Annotated in this window: 9 protein-coding genes; all 9 read left to right on the top strand. The window is 67.3% G+C overall.

Annotation, left to right across the window (positions count from 1 at the left end; genetic code table 11):
- Positions 1 to 33: 33 nt before the first annotated feature.
- Positions 34 to 1,482, top strand: coding sequence for a UDP-N-acetylmuramate--L-alanine ligase (gene murC, locus OQZ28_RS13345; RefSeq protein WP_458136417.1), 1,449 nt, complete (start codon positions 34 to 36; stop codon positions 1,480 to 1,482).
- The gene (gene murB / locus OQZ28_RS13340; protein WP_458136416.1) at positions 1,479 to 2,450 is read left to right on the top strand and encodes a UDP-N-acetylmuramate dehydrogenase; all 972 of its coding nucleotides are present in this window, start codon (positions 1,479 to 1,481) and stop codon (positions 2,448 to 2,450) included. The genes murC and murB overlap by 4 nt, the downstream gene beginning before the upstream one ends.
- Positions 2,447 to 3,388: a D-alanine--D-alanine ligase gene (locus OQZ28_RS13335; RefSeq protein WP_458136415.1), complete on the top strand. Its 942-nt coding sequence runs from the start codon at positions 2,447 to 2,449 to the stop codon at positions 3,386 to 3,388. The genes murB and OQZ28_RS13335 overlap by 4 nt, the downstream gene beginning before the upstream one ends.
- The gene (locus OQZ28_RS13330; RefSeq protein WP_130730472.1) at positions 3,385 to 4,320 is read left to right on the top strand and encodes a cell division protein FtsQ/DivIB; all 936 of its coding nucleotides are present in this window, start codon (positions 3,385 to 3,387) and stop codon (positions 4,318 to 4,320) included. Before OQZ28_RS13335 ends, OQZ28_RS13330 begins: the two co-directional genes overlap by 4 nt.
- A complete protein-coding gene (gene ftsA / locus OQZ28_RS13325; protein WP_458136414.1) occupies positions 4,317 to 5,723 on the top strand; it encodes a cell division protein FtsA in 1,407 nt (468 codons plus the stop codon). Before OQZ28_RS13330 ends, ftsA begins: the two co-directional genes overlap by 4 nt.
- Positions 5,724 to 5,800: 77 nt before the next feature.
- Positions 5,801 to 7,306, top strand: coding sequence for a cell division protein FtsZ (gene ftsZ / locus OQZ28_RS13320; RefSeq protein ID WP_458136413.1), 1,506 nt, complete (start codon positions 5,801 to 5,803; stop codon positions 7,304 to 7,306).
- Positions 7,307 to 7,467: 161 nt separating this feature from the next.
- Entirely contained in the window at positions 7,468 to 8,424 is a 957-nt protein-coding gene (gene lpxC / locus OQZ28_RS13315; protein ID WP_458136412.1) for a UDP-3-O-acyl-N-acetylglucosamine deacetylase, read from the top strand.
- 82 nt (positions 8,425 to 8,506) lie between these two features.
- Positions 8,507 to 9,391, top strand: a complete 885-nt coding sequence (locus OQZ28_RS13310; protein WP_130730476.1) for an outer membrane protein assembly factor BamD — start codon at positions 8,507 to 8,509, stop codon at positions 9,389 to 9,391.
- Positions 9,392 to 9,430: 39 nt separating this feature from the next.
- The gene (gene recN / locus OQZ28_RS13305) at positions 9,431 to 11,152 is read left to right on the top strand and encodes a DNA repair protein RecN (RefSeq protein WP_458136411.1); all 1,722 of its coding nucleotides are present in this window, start codon (positions 9,431 to 9,433) and stop codon (positions 11,150 to 11,152) included.
- Position 11,153: the final 1 nt, after the last annotated feature.

Raw genomic sequence — 11,153 nt, 5'->3', positions numbered from 1 at the left:
TTCCCGGCAGCGCGAATACGGAGACCTGAGTAGATGAGAGCCCTGCCCCTTTCGATTGGCACCATTCATTTCGTCGGCATTGGCGGAATTGGCATGTCCGGCATTGCCGAAGTGCTGCACATGCTTGGCTATGCGGTGCAGGGCTCCGACATTGCCGAGAGCGCAAATGTAGCCCGCCTGCGTGCCGCCGGCATTCCTGTCACCATTGGCCACGACGCGGCCAATCTTGGCGGGGCGCAGGTGGTGGTGACCTCCACCGCCGTCAAGCGCGACAACCCCGAGGTGGTGGCGGCGCGCACGCGGCTGATCCCGGTGGTGCGCCGCGCCGAGATGCTGGCCGAGCTGATGCGCCTGCGCTGGTCGGTGGCTGTTGGCGGCACGCATGGCAAGACCACCACCACCAGCCTTGTCGCCGCCGTGCTTGAAGCGGCCAAGCTCGACCCCACGGTCATCAATGGCGGCATCATCGAGGCCTACGGCACCAACACCCGCATGGGCCTGAGCGACTGGATGGTGGTCGAGGCCGATGAGAGCGATGGCTCGTTCCTGCGCCTGCCCTCGGTCATTACGGTCGTGACCAACATGGACCCCGAGCACCTCGACCACTGGGGCACGGAAGAGGCGATGCAGGCGGCGTATGACCAGTTTGTCTCGAACATTCCGTTCTATGGCTTTGCCGTGCTGTGCATCGACCACCCTGCCGTGCAGCAGATGATCCCGCGCCTGTCCGACCACCGCATCATCACCTATGGCTTCTCGCCGCAGGCGGATGTGCGCGCCGAGAAGGTGATTACCGACAAGCTCGGCGCCACCTTCGAGGTCGTGATCACCAACCGCAACCGCAACCGCTCGCGCCGGGCGGGGCCGTTCCGCCTGCCCATGCTGGGCCACCATAACGTGCAAAACGCGCTGGCGGCGATTGCGGTGGGCACCGAGATGGAAATCGACGATGCCACCATCCGCTCGGCCTTTGCCGCCTTCCGTGGCGTCAAGCGCCGTTTCACCCGCACGGGCGAGACCGGGGGCATCACCATCATCGATGATTACGGCCACCACCCCGTCGAGATCGCCGCCGTGCTGAAAGCGGCACGGCAGGCCGGGGCGGGTAACGTGATCGCGGTGATGCAGCCGCACCGTTATTCACGCCTCAAGAGCCTTTTCAACGAGTTCTGCACCTGCATGAACGATGCGGGCACGGTCATCATTGCCGATGTGTATGCCGCCGGCGAGCAGCCGATCGAGGGCATCGACCGCGATGCGCTGGTCGAGGGCCTGCGCGAGCGCGGGCACCGCTCTGTCGTGCCGCTGCCCGGGCCGGAGCACCTGGCGGAAATGATCAACGCCATCGCCCGCCCCGGTGACTTCGTGGTGTGCCTTGGCGCAGGCAGCATCACCAACTGGGCGCAGGCGCTGCCCGCCCAGCTTGCGGAACTGCAGGGCATTGCCCATGCCCCCGCCCAGAAGGCGGATGCCAGTTCATGACGGCCACGCCCGCCACCGCCCTGCCGCAATGGGCGCAGGTCCTGGACACGGAGGGCTTTCGCCCCCGTGGCCGCCTGACCCCGCAGGCCGCCCTTGGCCCGCGCACGTGGTTCCGCGTGGGGGGGGCTGCCGAGCTTCTGTTCCAGCCCGCCAGCGCCGAGGACCTGGCGCAGGTGCTCAAGCACCTGCCGCTCGAGGTGCCGGTGCTGGCGCTGGGCGCGTGTTCGAACGTGATCGTGCGCGATGGCGGGATTGACGGGCTGGTCATTCGCCTCGCCCGTGGTTTTTCAACCATCCGGCGCGATGGCGACGGGCTGATCGTGGGGGGCGCCTGCCTGGACATGACCGTGGCCGAGCACGCGGCCGAAGCAGGCCTGACGGGGCTTGAATTCCTGGCGGGCATTCCCGGCTCGATCGGTGGGGCCGTAGCCATGAACGCAGGCGCTTACGGCTCGGACATGGCCACCGTGCTGGACTGGGTGGAAATCGTGACCCGCGATGGCGGGCTGCTGCGCCTGCCCGCCGCCTCGCTTGACTTTGGCTACCGCCATGCCTCCCTGCCGCCGCAGGCCGTGGTGGTGCGCGCGCGCCTTAACGCGCAGGAGGCGCCGCCTGCGGTCATCCGCCAGCGCATTGACGAGATCCGCGCGGCCCGCGAGGGCGCCCAGCCGGTGCGCGCACGCACGGGAGGCTCCACCTTCCGCAACCCTGCCCCTGACGAATCGGAGCGCAAGGCGTGGGAACTGATCGACGCCGCAGGCTGCCGCGGGCTTGTGGTGGGTGGTGCCCAGATCAGCGAGAAGCACTGCAACTTCATGCTCAACACCGGCACCGCCACCGCAGCCGACCTTGAACGGCTTGGCGATGTCGTGCGCCAGCGCGTGCATGACCATACGGCGGTCACACTGCGGTGGGAAATCAAGCGCATCGGGCGCCCCGCCCCCCAAGGCACGGGAGAAGACACATGAAACGCCGCCGCATCTGCGTGCTGACGGGCGGTCTCTCCGCCGAGCGCGAAGTCAGCCTTGATAGCGGGCGCAACGTGGCTGACGCGCTGCGCAGCCTTGGCCACGACGTGCACAGCATCGACCCCGGGCCCGACCTGCTGGCCCTGGTGGGCGAGCTGCAGGCAAGCAGGCCCGACGCCGTGTTCAACGCCCTGCATGGCCGCTTTGGCGAGGACGGGTCGATCCAGGGCATACTCGACTGGATGGGCATCCCCTACACCCATTCCGGCGTGCGGGCCTCGGCCACCGCCATGGACAAGGAGGCCGCCCGCGCCGTGTTCGCGGCAGCCGGCCTGCCCATCGCCACCGGGCTGTGCCTCACGCCCGCCGCACTCGAACCCGCCGACCCGCTGCCGGCACCCTATGTGGTCAAGCCGCTCAATGAGGGGTCATCGGTAGGCGTGGAGATCATCCGCGCGGGCAGCAACCGCCGCGCCGCGGTGGCACAAGGCTGGACATTCGGCACGCACATGCTGGTGGAGGAATACATTCCCGGCCGCGAACTGACCGTGGGCGTGCTGCATGACCGCGCCCTGACCGTGACCGACATCACCCCCACCGGCAGTGGCCCCGCCTTCTATGACTACCAGGCCAAATACGCCGCTGGCGGCTCGTGCCACGAACTGCCCGCGCGCATCCACCCCGAAGCCTTTGCGCAGGCGCGCGACCTCGCCCTTGCTGCCCACCGCGCGCTGGGCTGCCGGGGGGCGAGCCGCACCGATTTCCGTTATGACGACACGGCAGGCACCGACCTGCCCGGCCGCCTCGTGATCCTCGAGACCAACACCCAGCCGGGCATGACCCCCACATCGCTGCTGCCCGAGCAGGCCGCCGCCTGCGGCATGAACTACGCCACGCTGTGCCAGTGGATGATCGACCAGGCGACCTGCCGTACATGAGGCGACCGACCGACAGCGGCGACCGCCCTTCGAGGCTGTCGATCTTCCTGCGCCGCCAGAAACGCCTGATCCGCCCGGCCCTGCTGGTCCTGGCGCTGGCGGGGCTGGTGGCCGGTGGCGTCACGGCGCTGCGCCATGTCGGCTCGGACCCGCGCTTTGCCGCACTGAGGGGGCGGATCATCAACATGCTGCCGCTGCGCATTACCGAGATTGACGTGACCGGCTGCGTGCTGACCAGCGAGAGCGCGCTGCAGGAGGCGCTGGGCGTGCGCACGGGCGATTTCATTCTCGGCTTTTCGGTCAAGGCGGCGCGCGAGCGTATCGACGCGCTGCCCTTTGTCGATCATTCCGTGGTCGAGCGCCACCTGCCGGGCACCATCGTCATCCACCTGTTCGAGCGCCAGCCCTTTGCGGTATGGCAGAATCACGGGCATTTCATGCTGATCGACCGGGCGGGCAACCAGGTGCGCGACAAGGGCATGACCGGCAAGGATGCCGAGGCCTTCCGCCAGTTGCCGCTCGTGGTCGGACCCGACGCCAATCTTGCCGCCGCCGCCATGATCGATGAACTCACGGCCCAACCCGAGGTGAGCAGCCATGTCGTGGCCGCCGCCCGCGTGGGCCAGCGCCGGTGGAACCTGACGTTGCGTAACGGCACGACCATCCTGCTGCCCGAGGGGCAGGAAGCGGCAGCACTCAAGCGCCTTGCACAAATGCAGGAAACCATAAAAATACTTGACCGGCCCGTTATCGCCATAGACATGCGCCTGCCAGACCGCCTGATCATCCGTGAGAACCCCGTGACGCCGAATGACAACAGCAATGGACCCGACCAGGGCGACGGCCCGCCACAGGCAGCCCCCACGAGCGAGCAGGCCCCCATGCGGCCATGGCTTTCCCCCGATAACGGCCTGAGACGGAGGCGGGCATGACCTATCCAGTGCCGGGACCGGTCAGGACGACCCTTCCCGCAACACGCACGACCACACCGGCAGTCCCTGCGGTACCGGCCATCCGTGGCCCTGCCGTGCCAGCCCGCGTGCCCCGCCCGCGCGCGCCCGCACCCCTTGTGCCTGCCGCCGAGCGCATGCCCACGCGCAAGCTGCGCACCGGGCCGTTCAGCGTGCTTGATATCGGCTCGACCAAGATTGTCTGCCTGATCGGGCGCGGCGAGCCTGACAACACCATCCGCATCCTTGGCCATGGCTGGCGGCGCTCGCACGGGGTGCGCTCGGGCGGAATCGTGGACCTGCGCGAGGCGGAATCGGCCATCCGCAACGCCGTGGCCCAGGCGGAGGACATGGCGACGGAGCGGCGCGATTCGATTTTCGTCAACCTGTCATGCGGCCACCCCGAGAGCCGTCACATCAACGCGCGCTGGCCCATTGGCGGGCGCGAGGTCACGCAGGGCGATGTCAGCCGCATCATTGCCGAAGGGCGGCTGCGCGCCATCTCGGAAGGGCGCTCGGCCATCCATACCCTGCCGCTCGACTATGCGGTGGATGACACGCAGGAGGTGCTCGACCCGCGCGGGCACCTGTGCGACCTGCTCTCGGCACGGCTGCATGTGATCGATGCCAACACCACGGCGCTGCGTAACCTCGAGGCCGTCCTGTCGCGCGTGGAACTCAAGATCGCGGGCATGGTGTCCTCGCCGCTGGCCTCGGGGCTTGCGGTGATGAGCGAAGACGAGCGCAACCTCGGCGCAACCGTGGTGGACATGGGCGGCGGGCTGACCTCGATCGGCGTGTTTGGCGAGGGCAGGCTGCTGCACACGGCCACGATTCCGGTGGGGGGGCTGCATATCACGCGCGATATCGCGCAGGGTCTTTCCACCTCGATCGACAGCGCGGAGCGGCTCAAGACCATGTATGGCTCGGCCGAGCTGCTCGCGGGCGATGACAGTGATCCCATCCTCGTGCAATTGATTGGCGATAACGACCATCATTATGTCAGAATTTCACGCTCAAAGATCGTCTCGATCATACATCCACGCGTGGAGGAAACCCTGGAAATGATACGTGACAGGCTGGAAATGGCAGCCGTGGGGCCCGCGGCGGACGGTCGCGTGATCCTGACGGGCGGCGGCTCCCTGCTTGAGGGAATCGGCCCCATGGCGGCGCGCATCCTCAACCGGCAGGTACGCCTTGGCCGCCCGCGCCGCATTGTGGGCCTGCCTGAAAATTCAGCCACATGGCCCATGTTCTCCACATCGGCCGGCCTGCTGGCCTGGGCCGCGGGCGCCGCCGATGAAATGGGCGAGCCCGACACGCGCGATGCCCGCCCCGGCGGCCTTGTGAGACGTTTTGTGGATTTCATACGTGATAGGGTATGATCTTGCACGGAAACCCTTTATTGTACTTTTGCCGTTAGTATGCCAGCACGCCTACCCCCATCCATCGGGAGCCCAGCATGACCCTCAACCTGACCATCCCGCAGCAGAATCATTCCGATTTCACCCCCCGCATTACAGTGATCGGGGTTGGCGGTGGTGGTACCAATGCGGTGGACAACATGATCCATTCGCAGTTGCAGGGAGTGGAATTCATTGTCGCCAACACTGATGCCCAGCAGCTTTCGCACAGCAAGGCCGACCGCCGCATCCAGCTTGGCCCGCACCTGACGCAGGGCCTCGGCGCAGGCGCCAAGCCCGAGATCGGCCGCGCCGCGGCGGAGGAAGCGTGCGATGAACTCTCCCGCCACCTTGATGGCGCGCACATGGTGTTCATCACCGCGGGCATGGGCGGCGGCACCGGCACGGGGGCGGCCCCCGTCATTGCACGCATGGCGCGCGAGCGCGGCATCCTGACCGTGGGCGTGGTGACCAAGCCCTTCATGTTCGAGGGCATGCGCCGCACCAAGTCGGCCGAGGCCGGCATTGCCGAGCTGCAGCAGTTCGTTGACACGCTGATCGTGATCCCGAACCAGAACCTGTTCCGCATGGCCAATGAAAGCACGAGCTGGCGCGATGCCTTCAAGATGGCGGACAACGTGCTGTACATGGGCGTGCGCGGCGTGACCGACCTCATGATGGCGCCGGGCCTCGTCAACCTCGATTTTGCCGATATCCGCACCATCATGGCGGAAATGGGCAAGGCGATGATGGGCACGGGCGATGCCGAGGGCGATAACCGCGCCATTGCCGCCGCCGAGGCCGCGATCTCGAACCCGCTGCTTGAAGATACCTCGATGAAGGGGGCGCAGGGCCTGCTCATCAACATTACCGGCGGCGAAGACCTGACCCTGTTCGAGGTGGACCAGGCGGCAAACCGCATCCGCGAGGAAGTGGCGGAAGACGCAAACATCATCTTCGGTTCCGCCATTGATACCTCGCTCAATGGCAAGATCCGCGTCTCGGTCGTGGCCACGGGCATCGACAACCCGCCAGCGGGCCGGGGCACCACCCAGCCTGCCGAGGCGACGGAACCCGCCAGCCCGCCCCAGCCCGCGCCGGAAGCGGCCGCACAGCCCGCGCCCCCCGCCGCGGCACAGGCAGCACCGCCTCCTCCCGGCGCCCCCCCGCTACAGCACCCAGCGGCTCCCCGGCCCGGCCATGCTCCCGGTGCGGCACAACGCCCGCCTGGCGCACCGCCGCGCGCGCCCTCGCCCCATGCCGTGCCACCGCAGGCGCAGCGCGGCTCGCCCCGCTCGCCCCTGTTTACGGAAAACGCCCGGCCCCAGGCAGCACCTGAGCCGCAGGCCGCACCCCGCAGCCTGTTTGGCATCGTGACCGGGGCGCTGCGCCGCCATTCCAACCCGCCGCAGCCCGAGGCGCCCCCACCCCAGCGCACCGAGCCTTCAGTGCAGCAGCAGCCCATGCCGCAGCCTTCCGCCCCGCCCGCGCCGGGCAGCAGCGCCACGCCGCCCGAGGATGGGGGGCTCGATATTCCCGCCTTCCTGCGGCGCCGCTCGCAGTAATACGATACCCCTGGCGCGGCCCCCATCGGGCCGCGCCAGTTGCTTGCAGACAGGTAACAATAGGCAATAATCCTTGACTGTTCCGACGGGAAACAAGGCGCTAGCATGGAAGCATGCCAGTTACCGCGAGTTCTCCCATCTTCCCGTCAAGGATACAGGCAATGAACGGCATGGTGCCGCCCGCACATTTTCCCTTCATGCCGCCATCCAGCCATGACGGGCAGATGCAGCATACCCTGAGCCAGCCAATCAGCAGCGTGGGCATCGGGCTGCATACAGGCGCGCGAATCAGCCTGCGCCTTTCGCCCGCGGCAGAGAATACCGGCATCGTCTTTCACCGCACCGACCGCGCCATGCCGCCCGTCACCGCCCGCTACGACACGGTGGTGGACACCCAGCTGAGCACGGTGCTCGGCCACGGGCCACAGGGCGCGCGCATTGCCACGGTGGAACACCTGATGGCGGCGCTTGCAGGCTGTGGCATCGATAACGTGCTTGTCGAGGTGGATGGACCGGAAATCCCGGTATTTGACGGTTCAGCTGCCGAGTTCGTGTTCCTGCTCGAATGCGCGGGCCGCAGGCGGCAGGAGGCGCACCGCCAGCATATCCACATCACCCGGACCGTACGGGTGGAAGAAGGCGATGCGTTTGCCGAACTCTCCCCTGCCACGCAGCCGGGGCTGGCCATTGATCTTTCCATCGACTTTCCCGCTGCCGCCATTGGCCAGCAGCGCTATGCAACACAGGTTGACAGCGGTCTCTTCCGCCAGCACCTGAGTCGGGCGCGCACCTTCGTGCTCCAGCCCGAGATCGAGCACCTGCACGCCATAGGCCTCGCGCGCGGCGGCTCGCTCGACAATGCCGTGGTGGTCAATGGCGCCAGCGTGCTCAACCCCGCCGGCCTGCGCCACCCGGATGAATTCGTGCGCCACAAGGTGCTTGATGCAATTGGTGACCTATATCTGGCTGGTGGCCTGATCGAGGGGTGTTTCAGGGGGCACAAATCGGGCCATACCCTCAATAACCGCCTGTTGCGCAAACTGTTTGCCGATAAGGCGAACTGGCATCTCGCCCCTACCGGCGCGCCTGCGGGCCAGCCCTGTACGCAGGCTGCGTGATGAGGGAGCGTGAAATCCGCACGCGGAGACTTCACCCACACCCGGCACATGATATAAAGCTCCCGTAACTGGAAGAGCTGGCATGTTCGCACGCATATCACACCCGACCCCGCAGCCTTTGCGCAGCCCCTGCCAGCCGGCACGCTGGCTGGCGCTCCTGCCCCTGGCGGGCCTGCTGGCGGCATGCGGCAACAACGCAAGCGCCATCAATGAGCGCGCGCCGCGCGTCGGCTCGGCCGAGACATTGTACAATAACGGTGTCGATGCCCTGCGCTCGGACCGCTACCTGCTGTCGGTCAACCAGTTCGACACGCTCCAGCGCAACTATCCCTACTCCCAGTACACGGCCAATGCGCAGTTGATGGAAGGGTATGCCAACTACCTGCTCAACAAATACCCCGAGGCCGTGCAGCAGCTTGACCGCTTTCTGGAACTGCACCCCACCAGCACCGATGCCGCCTATGCCTTCTACCTGCGCGCGCTATGCTATTACGAGCAGGTGGCTGACGTGCAGCGCGACCAGCAGGGCACCATCGAGGCCATGGATGCGCTGGAAGAGGTGATTACCCGCTTCCCCCAAAGCCCTTATTCCCGTGATGCGCAGCTCAAGATCGACCTGTGCCGCGACCATCTGGCGGGCAAGGAAATGCTGGTGGGCCGCTACTACCAGCAGCAGAACGACTTCCCCGCCGCCGCCGGGCGCTACCAGCGCGTGGTGCAGGATTTCCAGACCACCAACCACGTGCCCGAGGCACTCGAGCGGCTGGTCGAGGTCTATCTGGACATGGGCCTGCTCGAACAGGCCCGCAAGACCGGCTCCGTGCTGGCCTATAACTACCCCAGCAGCAAGTGGTACGAGGATGCCTACGACCATCTGCGCGCCCACCACCTGATCAAGGGCGTGGACGGCAAGGACAACAAGCAGGGACGCAACATCTTCCAGCGGGCGTGGCACTCGGTTTTCTGATTTCCGCCAACGATCCTTCGTGCTGAACAGGAACCGATCATGCTGACACAGCTCTCGATACGGGACGTGGTCCTGATCGAAAAACTGGACCTCGCCTTCCCCCCCGGCCTGACCGTGCTGACGGGCGAGACCGGGGCGGGAAAGTCCATCCTGCTTGACAGCCTCGGCCTGGCCCTGGGCGAGCGGGCCAGCGCCTCGCTCGTGCGCGCGGGCTGCGCGCAGGCCAGTGTCAGCGCCAGTTTCGAGGTCGCTCCCGCCCACCCGCTGCATGAACTGCTGCGCGAGCAGGGCATCATGCTCGATGATGAGCGCGAGCCGATCCTGCTGCGCCGCGTTGTCACGACCGATGGCCGCTCGCGCGCCTATATCAACGACCAGCCGGTGGCCATAAGCCTGCTGCGCCGCGCCGCCACCCTGCTGGTGGAGATACAGGGCCAGCACGAGCAGATGGGCCTGGCCGATCAGGCGACCCATCTCGACCTGCTCGACGCCTTTGGCGTGCCCGGCCCACTGCGGAGCCGCGTGGCGGGTGCCTACCGCACATGGATCGAGGCCACGGCGGAACTGGCCACGGCGCGCGCGGAAATGGAAAATGCCGCGCGTGAGGAAGACTGGCTGCGCCAGGCGGTAGACGATCTGGGCACCCTCGCGCCGCAGGAGGATGAGGAAGCCCAGCTTGCCGGCCTGCGCCAGGCGCTGCAGCAGGGCGAACGCCGCGCCGAGGCCATTGCCGCCGCCCTGGCCGACCTTGCGCCCCGCGACCGGCGCTCCCCCGGCCCGGCCTCGGCGCTGCGCAATGCCAGCCGCGCCCTGCAACGCCTGCTGCCCGCCCCCACCGACCTCAACCCCGAGGCCGTGGGCGCTGCCGAGCAGGCGGCAGCACAGGAAGCCCTCAACGCGCTCGAACGCGCGGAAGAAGCGCTTGCCGAGGCCGAGAACATGCTCTCGCGCCTGGCATCTGACGCACAGGCGGACCCGCGCCTGCTCGAACAGACCGAGGAACGCCTGTTCGCGCTGCGCGCCGAGGCCCGCAAGCATGGCGTATCGGTGCCGGAACTGCCCGGGCTGCTCGCCGCCTTTACCGAACGGCTGGCCGCCCTCGATTCGGGCAATGCCCGCATTGAAGGGCTGGAGAAAACCGTGGCCGAAGCCCGCGCCCGGTTTGAGGAAATTGCCCTTGAACTGACCGCCGCGCGCGAGAAGGCCGCCCGCAGGCTGGAGCAGGCGGTGATGGCCGAGCTCAAGCCGCTCAAGCTGGAGCGCGCGCGCTTTATCGTATCCCTCGTGCCGCTTGAGGCCGAGGCGTGGAACGCGCGTGGCAAGGAACAGGCCTCGTTCCTGATCGCGGCCAATCCCGGCCAGCCGCCGGGGCCTCTGGCCAAGGTGGCCTCGGGCGGTGAGCTTTCACGCCTCATGCTGGCGCTCAAGGTGGTGCTGGCGGGGCGCTCGGCCATTCCTACGCTGGTGTTTGATGAAGTCGATTCAGGCGTGGGCGGCGCCACCGCCTCCGCCATTGGCGAGCGGCTCTACACTGTTGGTCGCAGCGTGCAGGTGCTGGTCGTGACCCACAGCCCGCAGGTGGCCGCACGCGGTGATGCCCATCTGCGCATCAGCAAGAGCGTGAACAAGGGCCGCACCGAAACGCATGCCGCCCCGCTCGACGCGCAGGCAAGGCGCGAGGAAATCGCCCGCATGCTTTCAGGTGATACCATTACCCCCGCCGCCCGTGCCGCGGCCGACAGCCTGCTGAAAGGGGTCTGAC

This window comes from Komagataeibacter sp. NFXK3 (assembly GCF_054182245.1).
Note: the sequence above shows the minus strand (reverse complement) of the source record. Positions and strands in the feature narration are given on the sequence as shown.